The sequence below is a fragment of the Paenibacillus sp. PK3_47 genome (genome assembly GCF_023520895.1).
GTDB lineage: Bacteria > Bacillota > Bacilli > Paenibacillales > Paenibacillaceae > Paenibacillus_AQ.
In genome coordinates this window covers 2,855,500-2,874,875 of the sequence record NZ_CP026029.1, presented here as the reverse complement: position 1 = coordinate 2,874,875, position 19,376 = coordinate 2,855,500, and the positions used below count along the sequence as shown (strand labels likewise).

Annotated in this window: 13 protein-coding genes; 1 reads left to right on the top strand and 12 read right to left on the bottom strand. The window is 54.3% G+C overall.

What is annotated here, in order from left to right; translation table 11 throughout:
* Nucleotides 1-12: 12 nt before the first annotated feature.
* The 11 genes from C2I18_RS12885 to C2I18_RS12835 form a co-directional block, all read right to left on the bottom strand.
* Complete coding sequence (locus C2I18_RS12885) at nt 13-1,758, bottom strand: tetratricopeptide repeat protein (protein ID WP_249901549.1); 1,746 nt, start codon at nt 1,756-1,758, stop codon at nt 13-15.
* Nucleotides 1,759-2,010: 252 nt separating this feature from the next.
* Nucleotides 2,011-2,961, bottom strand: coding sequence for a ribose-phosphate diphosphokinase (locus C2I18_RS12880; protein ID WP_249901548.1), 951 nt, complete (start codon nt 2,959-2,961; stop codon nt 2,011-2,013).
* A gap of 23 nt (nt 2,962-2,984) precedes the next feature.
* Nucleotides 2,985-3,812 (bottom strand): histidinol-phosphatase HisJ, encoded by an 828-nt coding sequence (hisJ, locus tag C2I18_RS12875; protein WP_249901547.1) that lies wholly within the window; start codon nt 3,810-3,812, stop codon nt 2,985-2,987.
* 15 nt (nt 3,813-3,827) lie between these two features.
* Nucleotides 3,828-4,535, bottom strand: coding sequence for a bifunctional phosphoribosyl-AMP cyclohydrolase/phosphoribosyl-ATP diphosphatase HisIE (hisIE, locus tag C2I18_RS12870; protein ID WP_249901546.1), 708 nt, complete (start codon nt 4,533-4,535; stop codon nt 3,828-3,830).
* Nucleotides 4,532-5,290, bottom strand: a complete 759-nt coding sequence (gene hisF, locus C2I18_RS12865) for an imidazole glycerol phosphate synthase subunit HisF (protein WP_249901545.1) — start codon at nt 5,288-5,290, stop codon at nt 4,532-4,534. Before hisF ends, hisIE begins: the two co-directional genes overlap by 4 nt.
* Nucleotides 5,291-5,373: 83 nt before the next feature.
* A complete protein-coding gene (gene hisA / locus C2I18_RS12860) occupies nt 5,374-6,111 on the bottom strand; it encodes a 1-(5-phosphoribosyl)-5-[(5-phosphoribosylamino)methylideneamino]imidazole-4-carboxamide isomerase (protein ID WP_249901544.1) in 738 nt (245 codons plus the stop codon).
* A 42-nt stretch (nt 6,112-6,153) separates the two neighbouring features.
* Complete coding sequence (gene hisH, locus C2I18_RS12855) at nt 6,154-6,777, bottom strand: imidazole glycerol phosphate synthase subunit HisH (RefSeq protein WP_249901543.1); 624 nt, start codon at nt 6,775-6,777, stop codon at nt 6,154-6,156.
* Between the two features lies 1 nt (nt 6,778).
* Nucleotides 6,779-7,390: an imidazoleglycerol-phosphate dehydratase HisB gene (gene hisB / locus C2I18_RS12850; protein ID WP_249901542.1), complete on the bottom strand. Its 612-nt coding sequence runs from the start codon at nt 7,388-7,390 to the stop codon at nt 6,779-6,781.
* Nucleotides 7,380-8,687, bottom strand: coding sequence for a histidinol dehydrogenase (gene hisD / locus C2I18_RS12845; protein ID WP_249901541.1), 1,308 nt, complete (start codon nt 8,685-8,687; stop codon nt 7,380-7,382). Before hisD ends, hisB begins: the two co-directional genes overlap by 11 nt.
* 351 nt (nt 8,688-9,038) lie before the next feature.
* Nucleotides 9,039-9,683 (bottom strand): ATP phosphoribosyltransferase, encoded by a 645-nt coding sequence (gene hisG / locus C2I18_RS12840; RefSeq protein WP_249901540.1) that lies wholly within the window; start codon nt 9,681-9,683, stop codon nt 9,039-9,041.
* Nucleotides 9,684-9,776: 93 nt separating this feature from the next.
* Nucleotides 9,777-10,994 carry an ATP phosphoribosyltransferase regulatory subunit gene (locus C2I18_RS12835; RefSeq protein ID WP_249901539.1) on the bottom strand — a complete coding sequence of 406 codons (1,218 nt, stop codon included), beginning with the start codon at nt 10,992-10,994 and terminating at the stop codon, nt 9,777-9,779.
* Between the two features lie 444 nt (nt 10,995-11,438).
* Between C2I18_RS12835 and gntK the strand changes: the two genes are divergently transcribed.
* Nucleotides 11,439-12,968 carry a gluconokinase gene (gene gntK, locus C2I18_RS12830; protein ID WP_249902103.1) on the top strand — a complete coding sequence of 510 codons (1,530 nt, stop codon included), beginning with the start codon at nt 11,439-11,441 and terminating at the stop codon, nt 12,966-12,968.
* 148 nt (nt 12,969-13,116) lie between these two features.
* Here gntK and C2I18_RS12825 read toward each other — a convergent pair whose 3' ends face one another.
* Nucleotides 13,117-19,365, bottom strand: coding sequence for an RCC1 domain-containing protein (locus C2I18_RS12825; RefSeq protein ID WP_481857937.1), 6,249 nt, complete (start codon nt 19,363-19,365; stop codon nt 13,117-13,119).
* Nucleotides 19,366-19,376 lie beyond the last annotated feature (11 nt).

The window sequence follows — 19,376 nt, the reverse complement described above, 5'->3', positions numbered from 1 at the left end:
ATGCAGACCGGATCAGATATTTTCTGTAGACGAGGTCAGGCTTTCCGGTTCCGGGAAGGTTCCCGGAACTCCGCAGCTGTCCCCGATCCGGCGTGCATATCTGCTGACCATCGAGGCCGTGACTCCGTATTGCTGGGCAACCTCGCGGTAAGTAACCGGCCGGCCGTGCCTTTTGGCGGTTATATATTCTAGAGCGGCGCACCAGCCGCCGGTGTGGCGGAAATACGGCACATCCGGATAGAGGCTGCTGATGAACTGCTTCCACAGAAGCTCTGCGTCCCTTTTCTGGGCAGTGTCAAATCTGCGGTCCATCATCGCCGTAGTCTGGTCTATCACCCGCTGCCAGTCATCTTTCCATTCCGGCAGCCCTTTGGGTCCCGCCGCGGATGTCTGCTGTTCGTCTTCGCCGGCCTTCTCTTCATAGCAGCCTCCGATCAGCCGCTGCAGGCTGATTAATGCGGCCTCCTGCAGCTTATTCTCCTGCACAGGCTCTTTGGTAATCAGCTCCTGCAGAACGTCAGACATTTCCTTGTCTTCGATCCAGCGGAGCGCTTCTGTCACCTGCAGCTTCGTACCGGAATCCCCGTAGCGCAAGGCCCAGAAGAATGAGGCACGCAGCAGCGGGTTATTCCGCACCTCTTCCGTGAATTTCTCCGTATTGTCCTTCCACTGCTTGAGCTGCTCCTGAAAAGGCAGCTGATAGTTATAGCTGACAGGAGACATCGGTCTGCCTGCCGCCTGGGAGGCCTGCAGCTGGGACAAGAAGAAGCCGGGAACAGGCGATTCAGGGTCAAGCTTGGCCGCCTGCTTCCAGCAGCGCAGCGCTTCGCTGTACTCGCCGCTGTTGCTGGCAGCCGCCGCGCAGTAATGATAGAGACTGGCATCTCCGCCAACCTCTTCATCCTTCAGCAGCCGGCGGAAATGGCCGTAGGCCGTTCTGTGGCTGCCGAGAATGCCCATCGTTGTGGCCATTTTGAATACATGCTCCTGATGGAACGGCACTGTGGCTTCAAGCATGCGGACCAGAGCGGCAAGCTCCTCCTTATCCCCGGCATACTGCATAAATATTGCCATATTGCAGAGCGCATGCAGATTGCCGGGATCCTGCTCCAGCACCTCCGACAGGCATTCCTTCGCTTTGGCGAACCGGCCCATATAGAAGTAGGCAAGAGCCAGATTGTTATGTGCTGCGAGAAAATCAGGCGTACTCTCTACAATCTCCTCCAGCAGCTTCACCGCCTGGGGAAACTTCCCTTCTTCCAGCATCGCGCGTGCCCGGTCATGTTCGACTACCCCTTCACGGCTGCGGATGCGTACGAGCGGAGCAGGGCGGTTCAGCTCATACTGCAGCAGCTCCATTAACTCCTCGGACTCTGTCAGATACTCCCCGCTTGCGTCCTCTTCCAGGTACGTCATCAGTGCGCGCTCCGCCTCTTCAAAGCTTTCCATATTCGCGAAGTTATTAGCCATATAGAAATGACATTCCGTCATCGCCGGATCAATCTCCTCCAGCACATGGGTCAGAATCTCATTAGACGCCTCATAATTGCCCATCTCTGACAATATACCAGCCATGTTGCAGTGATTCACCGGATTCTCCGGTTCATATTCTACGGCCTTGCGGAAATTCTTTAATGCCTTATCATATTGAAAGCGGTCCAGGGACCGAACGGCTCTTTCAAAGAAAAAGTTGGCATTCAGAGTGACGGGAATTACATTATCGTTCTCCGCCGCATTCTCTGAAATTCTTTTCATCATGGAAGCAAGACACCTCCCTCTTTACAAGCTTCCTTATATACGCGAAAAAAACAGGAGGGCGGGATGAACAGCAGTCCAAGTTCCTGCCTTACCGTTCTTCCGTTTCCATTTCTGGCCCTAGCTGTCTTCACACAGTATAACACATGTAGACGGAAGATTCTCAAGCCGCAGCAGGCCTTTTGGGAGGAAAAAGCTTGAAGATTGCAGAATCCGGTCATCCCCTGCTGCAAATTACAGCAAAAAACGCAGGAATCAGATTCCTGCGTCTCTAAACAGCTTATCTATAGATCCGCCTTCGAGGATAATCCGCGTCGCTTCAGCCAGCATTGGCGCCACAGACAGTACCGTGAACCGGCTGGAATGGTTGTCAGGCAGGGCGATAGAATCGGTAACCACGATCTCGTCAATGTTAGGATGATCCATACGGACAACCGCGTTGTCGGAGAAAAGACCATGAGTCGCACAAACGATACTGTTCTGGGCCCCCCGCTCCTTCAAGCCTTCCACCACATTCACAATCGTCGTGCCTGTATCGATCAGATCCTCGATAATAATCGGTGTCCGCCCCTCCACATCGCCAATCACGTGAGTGATCACCGATTCATTATGAGCCGGGCGTTTCTTGATCATAATCGCAAACGGGGAGTCCAGCCGGCTGGCCAGCTTCTCGGCCATGGAGGCACGGCCCGCATCCGGGGAGACCACCACAGGATTGGAGATGCCCTTGACCTTCAAATATCCGCTGATCAGATCCAGTGCGGTCAGATGATCTACCGGAATATTGAAGAAGCCTTGAATGGCCGCGGCATGCAGATCAATGGTAATAACCCGCGTAGCTCCGGCGGTCGTAAGCACATCAGCTACCATTTTGGCCGAAATCGGCTCACGCGGCGCGGATTTGCGCTCCTGCCGGGCATATCCGTAATAAGGCACGATGATGTTCACCGTTCTTGCCGAAGCGCGTTTGGCTGCATCAATCATGACAAGTGTCTCCACGAACAGCTCGTTAATCGGATGAGCGAGGGATTGCACCAAAAATACGTCGCAGTTCCGGATGCTCTCTTCATAATGCACATAAATCTCGCCGCTCTTGAAACGGGTCAGCTTAATTTGGCCGAGTGGTGCACCAAGACGCTCCGCAATATCTGCGGCCAGCTTCGGATTCGACGAACCGGAAAAAATACGCAATTGATGATGATGCATAGTACCCTCCTGGGGATCAAAATTTATAGTTCAAATGAAACGGATGAACGGCGCCGGCCCTCGAACACCGCAAGCTCGCGGAAACCGGTCCGCCACAGCAGACTGCGGGCCTCGCCGAGCCCGTCTCCCAGCTTGGCCGAGTCATGGGCATCGGAGCCCAAAGTCAGCGGAATCCCAAGCTCAAAAGCCTGCTGAAGCACATGCTCTGCCGGGAACATCTCGGCGCAGGGCTTGGTAAGGCCGGAGGCATTAAGCTCCATGGCGATGCCGCTCCCTGCAATCACCTTCAGCGTATCAAGCTCAAGCCCGCGGACCTCTGCTTTCTCTTCCGGCGTCTTAGGACCATAGCCGAACCGTTTGATAACATCCATATGTCCTATAATATCATATAATCCCGATCTCGCCGACCTCTGGACAGCTTCATAATATTGGCGATATACCGCCATGACATCCCGGTCTTCCCACCCGTGAACCTGACGGAAATCGGTAATATCCCATTCTCCCAAAAAGTGCACGGAGCCGATCAGATAATCCCAGGGGTACGGCGCCAATAGCTCACGGATTTGCTCCTCATAGCCTTCGATATAATCGGCCTCCAGTCCCACACGCAGTTCAATCTGGCCGCGGTAGCGCTCCTTCAGCGTAAGACACTCTTCGACATACCGCGGAAGCTCAGCCAGCGGCATGGCCATCTCGGGATAATAGCTATCCGGGTCCACATGGATCAACGGGAGGTGGTCCGACAGCCCGAGCTGCTGCAGCCCCAGCTCTATGCCGCGCTGCACGTATTCCTCCAGCTTCCCTACCGCATGGCCGCAGCGTTCATGGTGGGTATGATAATCGATATGCATGCGAAAGGCTCCCTTCTAGTCCCGGCGCGGACGTTCGTGGCGTGCGCTAAGCTCTTCCAGGATTTCATCGAGCGGCAGCTTGCGCTCCTGCAGCAGGACGAGCAGGTGATAGATCAGATCGCTGACTTCAAGACGCAGCTCGGCATTATCCTTGTTTTTGGCGGCGATGATCGTCTCGGAAGCTTCTTCACCGACCTTTTTGAGGATTTTGTCGACACCCTTGTCAAACAGATAAGTAGTATAAGCGCCTTCCGGACGCTCGATTTCACGCTCGGCAATGACCCGTTCCAATTCTCCCAGGACGGCAAACCTTGCAGTGTTGGAAGTTGCTGCTGCGTGATCCGGCTCCACAGCGGCAGGGCTGCTCAGCGGAAGCTCGCGGAAGAAGCATGTATTTTCGCCGGTATGGCAGGCAGGTCCTTCCGGAACCACCTTCACCAGCAGCGTATCGCTGTCACAGTCATAATGAATCGAAGTGATGGCCTGGGTATTGCCTGAAGTCCCGCCCTTATGCCATAGCTCTTTGCGTGAACGGCTCCAGAACCACGTCTGTCCGCTATCCAGCGAGAGGCGCAGGGACTCCGGATTCATGTAGGCGAACATCAACACCTCCAGGGTATTGGCATCCTGCACAACGGCAGGCAGCAGCCCGGATTCATTCCAGCGGATGGTATCGATAATTTCTTGTTGAATCAGGGCTGTATTCTCTAGTTCTTGGCTCATCGGATCTCTACCCCTTTTTGCTTCAGATCGGCTTTCAAGTCTTGAATGGCAATCTCTTTATAGTGAAAAATAGTCGCAGCCAGTCCCGCATCGGCTTTGCCTGCTGTAAATACATCGTAAAAATGATCAATCTTCCCGGCACCGCCGGAGGCAATAACCGGAATGCTAAGGATATCGCATACCGCAGACGTGAGCTGCAGATCGAAGCCGTCCTTGGTGCCGTCCGCATCCATGCTGGTCAGCAGAATTTCGCCCGCGCCCAGCTTCTCCGCTTCCTTGGCCCAGGCCAGTGCACGGATCCCGGTAGGCTTGCGCCCGCCGTGCGTGTACACTTCCCATTCGCCCCAAGCTTCATTATATTTAGCATCCATCGCTACCACAATACACTGCGAGCCGAAGCGCCGCGCCCCTTCCAGAATGAGCTGCGGATTGTTGACGGCTGCCGTGTTGATGCCGATTTTGTCCGCGCCTGCGCGCAGGATGATTTTCATATCCTCAGGAGTCGAGATGCCGCCGCCTACCGTGAACGGAATGGCAATTTCGCCTGCCGTCTGGCGCACCACTTCAACCATCGTCGCCCGGCCTTCTACCGAAGCGGAAATATCCAGGAACACCAGCTCATCCGCACCTTCGCGGTCATACAGTGCCGCCAGCTCCACCGGGTCCCCGGCATCGCGCAGATTGACAAAATTAACGCCCTTGACTACCCGCCCGTCCTTCACATCCAGACAGGGAATGATACGTTTGGCTAACATGATAGAACCCCTTTCTCTCGCCTAGCCGGAACAGCCGCCGTTACTTAAGATTAACCGGCGGCTGTCTTTGAATTAAAGGCTGCTTACTGCTGTCCCAACGCACGCAAAGCTTCAGACAGATTGATATTGCCGGTATACAGCGCTTTGCCGACAATAGCTCCGCCGATACCATCCGCACTATGTACATTCAGCCGCAGAAGATCATCCAGGCTTGTCACCCCGCCGGAGGCGATGACGCTTTTGCCGCTGGCTGCCGCCATTGACAGAATGCCTTCCACGTTCGGTCCCTGCATCATGCCGTCACGGGAAATATCGGTATAAATAAAGGTTTCCGCGCCTTTGGCGGCCAGCTCCTTGGCCAAATCCTCTGCACGCACCTCGGAGGTATTCAGCCAGCCGTGTGTCGCTACATAGCCGTTACGGGCATCAATCCCGATAGCGACCTTATCGCCGTATTTGGCCAGCACAGCTTCTGTAAAAGCATGATCATTGATCGCCGCAGTACCGATAATGACCCGGCTGACCCCAAGGTTCAGAAGCTTCTCCACATCCGCCAGGCTGCGCAGTCCGCCGCCTACCTGGACCGGAACATTCGCATTTGCTGCAATTGCGCCGATAATAGCATCATTGACCGGGTGACCCGCCTTGGCACCGTCAAGGTCCACAAGATGAATAAACTTGCCGCCCTGCGCTTCCCATGACTTCGCAACCTCCACCGGGCTGTCGTTATAGATTGTTTCCTGGGCGTAATCCCCCTGCTGCAGTCTGACACATTTGCCGTCCCGGATATCAATCGCCGGATATACTATGAATGAAGACATGTGCTGCTCCCCGCTTTCATTACGAATATAGTGATAGCGGGCTTACGCCCGCTCTCCTGTCAGCTTCAAAAAATTCCCCAGCAGCTTCATCCCGAGCTCTCCGCTTTTTTCCGGATGAAACTGCATGCCGAATACATTCTCCCGCCCGACGACCGCCGTGACAGGATGGCCGTAGTCGGTGACTGCGAGCAAATCACTCTCCTGCCGAGCCAGCGCATGATAGGAGTGAACGAAGTAGACATGCCCTTCTTCCAGATCCTTGAGCAGCGGACTCTCCGGCTGGCGGAAGCTCAGCTTGTTCCAGCCCATATGCGGCACTTTATAGCCGTCTCTCGGGGCAAAACGCACTACCGAACCGGGCAGAATATCCAGTCCTTCATGGACACCATGCTCCTCGCCGCTGCTGAACAGCAGCTGCATGCCGAGGCAGATCCCGAGCACCGGCTGGCTCCCGGCAGCGGCCTCTTTGACTACCAGATCCAGGCCGGTCTCCCGCAAATGCTCCATCGCATCGCTGAACGCACCGACACCCGGCAGGATGACGCTGTTCGCCGCAAGAATTTCCCGGGCATCCCCGGTCACCAGACTCTTGTAGCCCAGACGCTCCACAGCTTTGCTGACACTGTGCAGATTGCCCATGCCGTAGTCGACGATCGCAACGGTCATCCTACAGCACTCCCTTCGTGGAAGGCACACCCTTCACGCGCGGATCCACCTGGGTCGCTTCATCCAGTGCCCGGCCCAGCGCTTTGAATACCGCCTCAATCATGTGGTGGGTATTGGAGCCGTAATGTACAATGACATGCAGCGTAATCCGGGCTTCCAGCGCAAACTTCCAGAGGAATTCGTGCACCAGCTCAGTTGAAAAGCTGCCCACCTGCTGTGAAGGATACTGTGCGCGGTATTCAAAATGCGGCCGGTTGCTGATATCAATCACAACTTGGGCCAGGGCCTCATCCATTGGAATGAAGACGCTGGCGTAACGTTTGATGCCTTTTTTGTCGCCGAGTGCTTCGCGCAGTGCCTGTCCGAGACAGATCCCGATGTCTTCCACCGTGTGGTGATCATCGATATCAATATCCCCCCGCGCCTGTACGGAGAGGTCAAATTGGCCGTGTTTTGTGAACAGATCCAGCATATGATTCAGAAAAGGCACATCTGTCTCCAGCTCGGAAATCCCGCTGCCGTCTACACCGAGGGACAGTGTAATATCCGTTTCGTTTGTTGTGCGGCTGAGTCCGGCCTTGCGTTCTGCCGGTATATTGTTGTTATTCTCCATTCCCGTCTCCACCCTTCGCTTCGTTCTCCAGTCTGATCTCTATTGCCCGTGCATGGCCTTCCAGCCCTTCGCGTCTCGCCAGCTCGATAATCGTTGCTCCGTCGCGCAGGAGCGCTTCCTTGCTGTAGTAAATCAGGCTTGATTTCTTGATAAAATCATCCACGTCAACCGGCGACGAGAACCGCGCCGTGCCGTTGGTCGGTATAATATGGTTCGGTCCGGCAAAATAATCCCCGACCGGCTCGGAGCTGTACGGCCCGAGAAAAATCGCACCGGCATTTTCAATGCTGCCCAGCAGTCCCATCGGGTCCTCAGCTACAACCTCCAGATGCTCGGGGGCCAGGCTGTTAACGACGTCGATGCCTTCCTGCAAGGAATCGACCACGATGATCGCGCCGTAATTTTCGACTGAAGCGCGGGCGATCGCCTCCCGCGGCAGCTCCTGCAGCTGGCGCTCCACTTCTGCCGCAACCGTCTCGGCCAGGCTCTGCGACGGCGTCACCAGAATCGCCGATGCCATCTCGTCATGCTCGGCCTGGGACAGCAGATCGGCTGCAATGTAGGCCGGCTCCGCAGTCTCGTCCGCGAGCACCACGATCTCGCTCGGTCCGGCGATGCTGTCGATATCGACCGCACCGTATACCTCGCGTTTGGCCAGGGCCACGTAGATGTTGCCCGGGCCGCAAATCTTGTCTACCGGAGCGATGCTCTCCGTTCCGAAAGCCAGCGCGGCGATTGCCTGCGCACCGCCCACGCGGTAAATCTCGTTCACACCCGCTTCGGCGGCCGCTACGAGAATATAAGGATCAATGCCGGCTGTTCCGCCAGTTGCCGGAGGCGTCACCATGACAATCTCCGGCACCCCGGCTATCTGGGCCGGGATGACGTTCATCAGCACGCTGGACGGGTAAGCCGCTTTGCCGCCGGGCACGTACACGCCCACGCGTTTCAGCGGACGGATAATCTGTCCGAGTATGGTCCCGTCCGGCTGCAGATCCATCCAGGAGCTGCGCTTCTGCCGGGCATGGAACGCCCGGATATTAGCCGCCGCCGCGCGGATAGCGGTAACGAACGACTCCTCCACATGGCCGTATGCAGCCTGCAGCTCTTCCGCGGTGACCCGCAGACCCGCCGGTGTCAGCGCCGTGCCGTCGAACCGCTCCGTATAGCGGAGCAGCGCGGCGTCGCCTTCTTTTTTGATATCAGCTACAATCTGCTTCACAGCCGCGTTCTGCTCCGGCGTTCCATAGTCCACTTCCCGCTGCAGCTTGAATTCCCTGCTTGACTGGATCTTCACCGCTGGTTCCTCCCTACATGCTATCTATTGTAAATGTCTATACGTATTTCTGGCGCCGGTCAAAATGTTGTACCACGCTCTGGAGGAATGCTGAATTAGTAGTTGGATTTTCTCCATCTAAATCTAATATTTATCGCCGTTTTTAGGAATTAGGTGGAAATTGTCCCTTTATTTCGGGCCATATCCCCCACTATTGATGAAACTCATCGATATAAGTGGAGTTTTTCCCGCTAGCTTCATAGTTTCCGTGTTTTAAAGAGAAATAGGTGGAGAAATTCCCGCTACGTATAGCACCCGCGCCTTATGTGTTAGTTAGTTAGTTAGTTTGTCAGTTTGTTAGTTAGTTTAGGTTTACTTGGTCTGCAGCTTCGGCTCTGCAATCACATTCTGCAGGCGGTCACACAGCTGCTGGATCTCTTCATTCTTCATCCGGTAGCTTACCCGGTTCGCCACCAGCCGGCTGGTGATCTCGAAGATACTCTTCATCTCCACCAGTCCGTTGTCCTTCAGCGTCTGGCCGGTCTCCACCATATCAACGATCCGGTCGGCCAGCCCGATCAGCGGGGCCAGCTCAATCGACCCGTTCAGCTTGACCACTTCCACCTGCTGTCCCTGCTCGCGGAAGTATCGTGAGGCCACGTTCGGGTACTTGGTCGCCACCCGCTGCTGGATACCCGGCTGCCAGTTCGGCAGGCCGATGATCGACATCCGGCAGCGCGCGATGCCAAGGTCAAGCAGCTCGTACACATCACGGTCCTCTTCCAGCAGAACATCCTTGCCGACAATTCCGATGTCAGCCACGCCGTATTCCACATAAGTCGGCACATCCACCGGTTTGGCCAGTATAAACTCCATGCCGGCCTCCGGCAGGGAAACGACCAGCTTGCGCGACTCTTCGCCATCCGCCGGGATCGGCAGTCCCGCCTGGCGGAACAGCTCTGCGGCTTTATTATAAATCCGGCCCTTCGGCATCGCTACCTTCAAAATCTGCGCCATCGTAATGAACCTCCTCCGTCTCTGCTTTCTTTTATATATACAGCATATACAGCTTATTTACTGCCTCTTGCTTCCTATATAGATCACGGCTTTTTAGCCATGCTCACTGACAAAAGATACAAAGGTATAAATATCCCCATACCGCTCTCCATCCGCTGCAACGGTTCCGTTATCGAGACGCTGCACAGTTTTGAGGTCCTCCGGTCCTGCCGCCAGCCTCGTGACAACAACATGGCCTTCAGAACGCAGCCGCGCGGCTTCCGTCAGCCCTTCGGTACGGCGCGGCGCATCATACTGTACGAGAACAGCCAGCTCTTCCTCTTCCGGCATGCCGGTAACGCCATCAAGAATACGGTTTGTCTTCAGGGAAAAGCCTGTGGACGGCACCGCACGGCCGAACTGCTGCAGCAGATTATCATACCGTCCGCCGCTGCAGACCGGGAAGCCCAGCTCGGAAGCATAACCCTCAAAAGTCATCCCGGTGTAATACGAGAAATCCCCGATCATCGTCAAATCGATCAGCACATGCTGGGATACGCCGTAAGCGACGAGGACCTCCCATACTTTGCACAAATGCTCAATAGAGGTACGGGCCAGCGGATGGCTGCTGAGCTCCAGTGCCTGTCCGCAGATTTCCTTGCCGCCGCGCAGGCGGAGCAATCCGTCCAGCTCATTCTTCTGCGCTTCCGGCAGCTCCAGACGGCGGAGCGTCTCGCGGAAAGCCACGTAATCGCGGCCGAGCAGATGGCTCTTTAGTTCCTCCTGTGCCTCCGGCAAGCCCGGAACAGCCTCCTGGAACAAGCCGTCGAGGAAGCCGACATGGCCCATGGCAATTTTGAAGGACTTGACGCCCGCTGCCTGCAGCGACGAAATGGCCAAGGCTACTACTTCAGCATCAGCCTCTGGCGAGTCATCACCGACAAGCTCTACACCGGTCTGGAAGAACTCTGCTTCCCGCCCGGCTTCCTCCTCAATCGCCCGGAACACGTTGGCGTGATAGGATAGCCGCAGCGGCAGCGGTTCATCTTTTAAAAGGGAAGATACCACTCTGGCTACCGGAGCCGTCATCTCTGAACGCAGCACCAGCGCCTGTCCGCGGTTATTAAGCAATTTATATAGCTTCTGGTCGGAAGTGGAGCTGGCCACCCCCACCGTATCGTAATATTCCAGTGTTGGAGTAATCATCTGCCGGTATCCCCAGCGGCTCATGCAGTGCAGCACATCGTTCTCAATCTTGCGCAGCTTCGCTACTGCACGCGGGAGATAGTCGCGCACGCCGGCCGGCTTTTCAAAACCTTTAGGTTTGGACATCTTCATGGTCACCTCGTCAGATTCTCATAAATGTATGATATGTAATTCGCTTTACTATGGTAAAGTGGTAGCAAAGTAAAGCATTGGCAGTATCGTATCATGAACTGTCCGTTTACGTCAATCATACCTATGGATACAGCATAGCATTTATTTCCTTCAATAAAAAACACAGCAGCCGCTATCCCGGGAATCGCGAAATCCGGACAGAGGTTAAGGTTTATTCTGATGAGAAAAATCATATCATTATATCTTTTTCAAAATTCCCGATATAATGGAAGCAATGTGTATGATGCAAGGCTTGTTTCGACTGCAATTTAATATGGTATTTGTCTAACAACAACAATCATCATTCATCCGGTTAACGCCAGCGGGCCCTGCTGATCAGGGCGGACCGCTTCAGGCATCGGAAGCAGAAAGAAGGGCTATAGCTTGAGTAAACACTATATGGTAGGCGTTGATATCGGCACCACAAGTACCAAGTCCGTCCTCTTTGAGGAGAACGGCAGGATCATTGCCCAGGCAAATGAAGGCTATCCGCTGCATCAGCCTTTGCCTTCCGTAGCGGAGCAGGACCCGGACCAAATCTGGAACGCCGTCATTAACACTATAGCGGCTGTGATGGAGGAGAGCGGGGTCCAGCCGGACAATGTGCTGTTCGTCTCGTTCAGCTCGGCCATGCACAGTGTTATTGCGGTGGACAGAGAGGGCAAGCCGCTCACGGCCTGCATCACCTGGGCAGATAACCGCAGCGCCGCCTGTGCGGCACGGCTGAAGAATGAATTAGGCGGTCACGAAATCTATCTGCGCACTGGGACGCCTGTACACCCGATGTCGCCGATCACCAAGCTGATGTGGCTTGGAGAGGAACAGCCGGAGCTGTTCAAGCAGGCTTTTAAATTTATCTCCATTAAAGAGTATGTCTTCGCCAAGCTGTTCGGCGAGTATGTCATTGACTATTCCATCGCCTCTTGTACAGGCATGTTCAATCTGGAGAAGCTGGACTGGGATCCGGAAGCGCTGAATGTGGCTGGAGTCTCACGTGAGCGCCTTTCTACACCTGTACCGACCACCCATGCCATGGAGGGACTGCTGCCGGGATTGTCAGAGAAGCTGGGGCTGCTCTCCACTACACCTTTTTTTGTCGGGGCAAGCGATGGCGTGCTCTCCAATCTTGGTGTAGGCGCTATCGAGCCCGGCGTGGTCGCTGCCACGATCGGGACCAGCGGAGCGATCCGTACAGTGGTCGACCGCCCGATTGTTGACCCGAAGGGCCGGATCTTCTGTTACGCGCTGACCGAGAAGCTGTGGGTGATCGGCGGGCCGGTGAACAATGGCGGCATGCTGTTCCGCTGGGTACGCGATGAATTCGCCGCTTCAGAGGTGGAGACCGCGAAGCGTCTGGGGATTGATCCTTACGAGGTGCTGACCCGCATTGCCGAGCAGGTGCCGCCGGGCAGCGGCGGGCTGCTGTTTCATCCTTACCTGACCGGAGAGCGGGCGCCGCTGTGGAATCCGGATGCACGGGGATCTTTTTTCGGCCTAACAATGAATCACCGCAAGGAGCATATGATCCGCTCGGTGCTGGAAGGCGTAATCTATAATATGTACACTGTTCTGCTTGCCATGGAGGAAATTATCGGCCGTCCAAGCAAAATCCTCGCTACCGGCGGCTTCGCCCGCTCCGGGCTGTGGCGGCAGATGATGGCGGATATTTTTGACCAGGAGGTTGTGATCCCCGAGAGCTTCGAGAGCTCCTGTTTGGGAGCCGTTGTCCTTGGTCTGCATGCGCTGGGCCGGATCGATTCCCTGAACGCTGTGTACGGCATGATCGGCTCTACCTATCAGCATCAGCCGGTCGAGGACCATGCCAAAGTGTACAAGCAGCTGCTGCCGATCTACATCAACGTCTTCCGCAGCCTGGAGAGCGAATATGAAGCGATTGCCGCGTTCCAGCGGGAGCAGGCGGGGGAATAACTCATTGTTTGTTAAAAAATAGCGTCTGCTCTATCCTTTTGCGGGTGGAGTGGCGCTTTTTTGTATTGAAAAAAAGAGCGATCCCCCCTTAACGGGAGAATCGCCCTTGTATTAACTGCTAATAATTGCTAACTATTGCGCCTTTCGGTTAAATCCGGCCGGCTTTCTCCAGGAACCGGATCACAATCGCTGCCACTTCCGCTCTTGTAATCTCATTCTTTGGATTAATGGAGCCGTTATTGCCTTGAATCAGTCCTGCGGCTACATTCTGTTCGACTGCACTTTGGGCCCAGTTACTTACAAGCCCAGAATCCTTAAAGCCGTTCAGAATATCAGCACCTGTGGCACTTGTGGCCTGCAGGCTGATCAGGTTCATTGCCCGTGAGATGATCACCATTGCTTCTTCCCGCGTAATCGGCTGGTTCGGACGGAAGGTATTATCCTCGTAGCCCGCAATCAGTCCAAACTGGTTCGCGGTTGCAATGACATCCGCATACCATCTGCTGCCGGCTACATCGCTGAATCCGGCGCTTTGGCCTGAGGCAGCTTCCAGTCCCAGTGCTCTGACCAGAACCGCTGAGAATTCCGCCCGGGTAATTTCACGGGTAGGTTCAAAGCGTGTACCATCTACCCCTTCCAGGATGCCCAGGGAGCTTGCCCGGTCCACATATTGCTTGAACCATTGGCCGCCTCTCACATCACTGAACACCTTCGGTGCGGTCGATGGCATCGGGGTGGCCGATGCTCCTGCACTTGCTGCCGGTGTCGGAGCAGGTGTTGGAGTTGCTGTGGCCGTTGGTGTTGGTGACGGTGTTGCAGATGGCGTGATGATTACTGCGCCTCCACCGCCTCCTCCGCCACCGCCGGTGCCACCGCCCGGATTACCTCCGCCACCGGTGCCCGGTGTTGGCGTCGGATTTGGAGTTGGCGCCGGTGTTGGCGTCGCCGGTTGTTCCGGCTGCGTTGTCACCAGGGCCGCAATCGCATTGCTCAGTGCTGCTACAGCTGCATCGATCTGCGACTGGGTCGCATTCTGATTGTTCAGCAGCTGTTCCAGCACACCTCTGGCTACTTCGACCTTGGCCCAAGTTGCCGGCGTGTAGTCACCATACGTCAGATCCGTTACGGTTGCCAGTTGTTCCTGTGCGTTAGTGCCGTTCACTGGCACGATCGTCAAGTCTGTCAGTGCATTCTGCATTGCAGCTTTGGCCGTCTGAATCGCAGACGTGTCTCCACTTTGCAGCGCCGTTTCCAGTGCTGTACGTGCTTCTTCAACGGCACTCCATGTTTCCGGACTGTAATCGCCTGCTACCAGGTCACCCACTTGGTCCAATAGATTTTCAGGGTTTACCGGAAGTGATGGATTCGTTGGAATCAGTCCGGCTAGTGCTTCTTGCAGCACAGCTACCGCTGCGTCAATTTGAGCCTGGGTTGCATTTGTGTCAGCCAGTAAGTTCTCCAGCACTTCACGTGCTGCGTCAATCGCCGCCCATGCAGATGGCAGATAGTTCTCAGGTGTCAACTGATCAATCTCAGTCAACAATTCTTCCGCCGGTGATGATGGTTGTTCCGGCTCCTCTGGCGTAAGCTGAGAAATGGCCATTCCCAGCGCCAAGGTCACCTCGTTAATCTGAGACTGAGTCGCATCCGGGTTAGCCAGCAGCGTTTCCAGCAGAGATCTGACGGCTTCAACGAGTGCCCAGCTCTCCGGTGTATAATCGCCAGCTGTCATTCCGGATACAGCATCCAGTTGCCCCTGCGCATTCTCATCATTTACTGGTGCAATCGTCAGGCCGGCTAGTGCCGTCTGCAGCGCTCTCTTGGCTGTCTGTACAGTTGCCGGACTGCCGCCTTGCAGCGCAGCCGACAGGTTCTGGCTTGCTTCTTGAACGGCATCCCAAGTTTCCGACGTATAGTCGCTTGGTTCCAGGCGATCCACCTGGTTCAGAAGCACCGCCGGCTCCACCGGCACGGATGGGTTAATTGGAACCAGTCCGTTCAGTGCACCCTGAAGCGTATCCACCGCAGCAGCGATCAATTCCTGCGATGCCTGTGCATTCAGCAGGTTCTGAAGCAGGGTCCGGGACGCTTCGATAATGGCCCAAGTTGCAGGCAGGTAGTCCCCTTCTACCAGATCGTCGATCTGATCCAGCAGATCCTGCGGCGGGTTGCTTGGAGTCAGAGCGGCGATCGCGTTGCTCAACACCTCTGCCGCAGCATCAATTTGCGACTGCGTGGCGTTGGCATTGGTAATCAAAGCTTGCAATGTGGCTCTCGCGGCTTCTACGGTTGCCCATGCGGCCGGTGAGTAGTCCTCCTGTGCCAGATCGGCTGCTGCAGCCAGTTGCTCCTGGGCATCTCCTGCGCTTACAGGAACCGGCGTCAGGCTGGCCAATGCATTTTGCAAGGCTTCTCTGGCCGTCTGAATCACGGCGGCTTCTCCGCCTTGCAGCGCAGCGATCAGATCCAGCTGTGCTGCTTCAACAATACTCCAGGTTTCAGGAGTGTAATCGTCTGCTGTAAGAGCATCCACTTGGTTCACCAGCTCCACCGGATCTGCAGGCAGCGACGGATTCGTCGGAATCAGTCCGGTCAGCGCTTGCTGCAGCACTGTAGTAGCAGCGTTAATTTGCGCTTGGGTTGCTTCCGGGTTGCCCAGCAAACCGGTCAAAATTTCCCGTGCCGCTTCAATCGCCGCCCAGGTTGCCGGCAGGTAATCTCCTGCGGTCAGATCGGCAATCTGATCCAGCAGCTCCTGCGGCGGATTGCTTGGTGTCAGAGCCGCAATTGCATTATTCAGCGCCTCCGTAGCCGCATTGACTTGCGATTGAGTCGCATTCGGGTTATTCAGCAGCTCCTGAAGTGCAGTTTGTGCCGCTGCAACAGCCGACCACAAGACCGGATTGTAATCCTCAGGGGACAGATCAGCTACCGCATCCAGCCCTTCCTGAGCATCGGCCTCTTCAACCGGCACAATATCCAGGGCATTAATGGCACTTACCAGTTCCGATCTGGCTGCATCGATTTGGGATTGCAGGGCAGCCGGATCATTCAAAAGATCCTGTAGCGCAGCAAGAGCATTCTGCACAGCGGCAAAGCTATCACCGCTGTAATCGCTGGCTACCAGATCACCCGCGTAATCCGCCACCTCTTCAGCAGGTGTTGCATTCGTTGGTACTGCGACAAGCGCATCAGCCGCAGCTTGCAACAGAGCAACTGCCGCGTCCAGCTTGGACTGGGTGGTTGCTTGATCGTTCATCATCGTAACGACAACATTACCGGCACCGATCATCGCTGCCCAGCTGTCCGGCGTATAATCGCTTGGCGTCAGTGCGCTTGTGCGTTGAATTAGTGCATTGGCTGCCGTCTTATCCACGGTGGCAATGACCAATCCGCCAATGGCTGCTTGCAGGTCATTGGTTGCCGTATCAATGGCAGAGAGTGTACTGGTCGCATCAGCTAAGACCGTACTCAACTGGTCTCTGGCTGCCGCAAATGCAGCCCATCCATCCGTATAGTCACTTTCTACCAGTGTGCTCACTGTCGTCAGCAGCGACTGCCCGCGCTCTCTAAGCATCGTATTCGCTGCGTTACGCAAATTGGTTACCCGCTGGTTGACTTGGGATTGCAGCAGGGTAATGCCGCTATTGGCGCTGTTCAAGTAGTCTTCCAATGCAGTGCGGCTGGTTACAAAAGCATCCCAACTTGCCTGCGGATAGTTGCCTGCTGTATATCCGGCTGTTCCCTCCAGCAGTGCTTGTGCTGCGGCAGTGTCGGCTGGGACAACTGACAAGCTAGCAAGACGTGTACGGAAAGAGTCCGTCATGCTTATAATATCCGACTGCACATATGTCGCGGTTGAAACTGTAGTCACATAGGTCGCATTCGTCATGCTGTTTTGCACTGGAGTCCAGGTTGCAGGCGTATAATCAATCGAACTTAACGTGCTGGCCTGCTGCAGCAGCGGGACAAGCGCAGAAGGATCAACCTGTTTGCGGACCAGGACGCGGTACGACCGTGTCGCCGTCTCGCTTCCACTGCTAAAGACAGCTGTCAGTTCTACGAATTGATCCTGCTCGGTCGGCCGCGTAACCGTTCCGTTTGGAGCAATCAGATTCGGCTGGCTCGACCATGTAACAGCAGAGCCATTAGGACCTACTGATGGAAGCGGCAAGCTACCGGTAACCCGGGACATTAAAGTAGTAGTAAAGTTAGTACTGTCTCTGTCCGCCTGAACGATTCGACTATCGAGCGTCGCTGTAGAGTTCGTCAGTACATAAGCGCTAGGATAGAGTCCTGAAGCGATAGATGAGCCTCCAAAGTCAACTGTAACTGCGTTTTGCAAACCATTTACTTTTTGGGGAGTAGAACGGTTAACTAGATCTCCTAGTCCCAATTGTCCATAATTATTCAACCCAAAAGTATACACATCTCCATTAGATGTAATTGCGGCTGAAGAGGAAACATAGAAGCTCAACTCCACATCGATTACGTTAGTAAGACCTGGAACAAGTGTCGGGGTGGAAGTTTGTGTTACGTTCCCAAGCCCAAGTACACCGTTAGAGTTACTTCCGAATCCGTATACTGTTCCATTATTTAGTAGAACTAGACTTGAATAAAGTCCAGCAACCGCTTTTCGGGCTGGCGCAGGCAGCCCTGTCACCTTAACAGCAGTAGTGCTGTTAGTGGTGTTGCCTGTGCCTAATTGTCCGTTCGAATTATAACCCATTGCGTAGACGTCGCCATTTTCCATTACAATTAGAGTGTGGCGGTAACCTCCTGAAACCTGTACAGCTTTTACCCCGCTCGGCAGACCGTTAACTTGAACGGGCAGTAATTGAGGAGTAGTCGTAGTGCCGTTACCTAATTGTCCATTACTATTATAGCCCCAGGCATAAACACTTCCATCCTCCAGTATGGCAAAAGAAGTTGAGTCTCCTCCTGCAATATAAATAGCAGGGCCCGGAAGCGCTACACGGACCGGAGTACTAGTACCTGTAGTCGTACCATTGCCAATAGGTCCTTGAACATTATTACCTAGACCATATACTTCCCCGTTTTTTGTAAGAATGAGCGTAGTAGAAGATGACAACGATATAGCCTTGGCCTCTGGAACTGGCAGTTTAGTTGGAGCGGGATATCCCCATTGTCCAGCGACAGATGGCCCCAACTCATTAGAGTTGTTCAGGCCAAAACCATATACCTCACCCCTATCATTAAGTGCAACTACACCCCAACTTCCCGCCTCTATATCAATTATATTATAGGTCAGCGATGTTACTGTTTTGGGAACCGTGGTATAGAGAGCTTCAGCAGAAATAAGTCCAAAAGTATTATCTCCTGCCAGATATAATTCACCGGCAGTTGTTATAAACGGCGCCGTTCTTAAAGAAAAAACACCAGGGTCTGCCGAAGCAAGAGATAGACCCGGAACCGGAGTCGGGAGAAACCGGTTGATCTGATCGCCTTGTCCCAATACACCATATGCATTATCTCCAAATACAAAAGCAGTTCCATCATTGCGAATAGCAACGGAGTTAACAACGCCAGCATTTATGCTGCTAATATTGCTGAGACCTTCTATTTTTGTTGGTGTTCTTGCAAACAAAATATCCGATCCCAGACCAAGCTGCCCGTTCTGTCCACTACCGAATGCATATACATCCCCGTTCTGCAACCTCACCAAGGAGTGAGTGGAGCCAGCATCCGCTTCCACTACGCCAGACAGCTCAGGAATTAGTATCGGTGTTGTCTTTCTCGAAGTATCCTCCATACCCAATTGATAAGTGTTGTTCAGTCCCCACCCGTATACTCTTCCGCTTGAATCGACGGCAAGTGCATGATTGAGTCCAGGAGAAATATCTACAATGTTAGACAGTCCTGTGATCTTTGTCGGACTGTTTGTAGTTGTAAGCTCTCCTAGGCCTAAATTGCCATTAGAGGCTGTCCCCCAAGCATACACCTCTCCTGCGGTTGTAAGCGCCAGTACATATTGAGTTCCGGCTTTTATTGCTTTAATTCCACTCAAACTTGTAATTTTGGTCGGTAGTGGATAATTATTCGTATTCCCTTGGCCAAGAGCACCGTTAACTCCCAATCCGAAAGAATATACATCGCCATTATCAAGCAGGATGAATCCCCCATAGAGAGTTGCGGTAATAGCAACCGCCTTGGAAGGAAGCCCCTGCACCCTATTTGGTATTAATTTGTTTGTTTCAGTAGCATTCGTACCCAAGTAAGACGGGGTAATGCCCCATGTATATACTTCTCCACTATTAGTTAGGACCATAACACGATCGCCGCTAACAACACGGGCATCTTTCAGATCCGAAAGCGACGATATTTTAGTCGGCGTCGTATAAAGAGGCGCCGGTTGCCCTTGTCGCGGACCTGGCACGCTACCAAAAG

Excerpts from the sequence above, each read along its gene's own strand:
- hisJ (WP_249901547.1), bottom strand. The coding sequence starts at position 3,812 with ATGCATATCGATTATCATACCCACCATGAACGCTGCGGCCATGCGGTA.
- C2I18_RS12835 (WP_249901539.1), bottom strand. The coding sequence starts at position 10,994 with ATGTCCAAACCTAAAGGTTTTGAAAAGCCGGCCGGCGTGCGCGACTAT.
- hisIE (WP_249901546.1), bottom strand. The coding sequence starts at position 4,535 with ATGAGCCAAGAACTAGAGAATACAGCCCTGATTCAACAAGAAATTATC.
- hisG (WP_249901540.1), bottom strand. The coding sequence starts at position 9,683 with ATGGCGCAGATTTTGAAGGTAGCGATGCCGAAGGGCCGGATTTATAAT.
- hisF (WP_249901545.1), bottom strand. The coding sequence starts at position 5,290 with ATGTTAGCCAAACGTATCATTCCCTGTCTGGATGTGAAGGACGGGCGG.
- hisB (WP_249901542.1), bottom strand. The coding sequence starts at position 7,390 with ATGGAGAATAACAACAATATACCGGCAGAACGCAAGGCCGGACTCAGC.
- hisA (WP_249901544.1), bottom strand. The coding sequence starts at position 6,111 with ATGTCTTCATTCATAGTATATCCGGCGATTGATATCCGGGACGGCAAA.
- C2I18_RS12885 (WP_249901549.1), bottom strand. The coding sequence starts at position 1,758 with ATGATGAAAAGAATTTCAGAGAATGCGGCGGAGAACGATAATGTAATT.
- C2I18_RS12880 (WP_249901548.1), bottom strand. The coding sequence starts at position 2,961 with ATGCATCATCATCAATTGCGTATTTTTTCCGGTTCGTCGAATCCGAAG.
- hisH (WP_249901543.1), bottom strand. The coding sequence starts at position 6,777 with ATGACCGTTGCGATCGTCGACTACGGCATGGGCAATCTGCACAGTGTC.
- gntK (WP_249902103.1), top strand. The coding sequence starts at position 11,439 with ATGGTAGGCGTTGATATCGGCACCACAAGTACCAAGTCCGTCCTCTTT.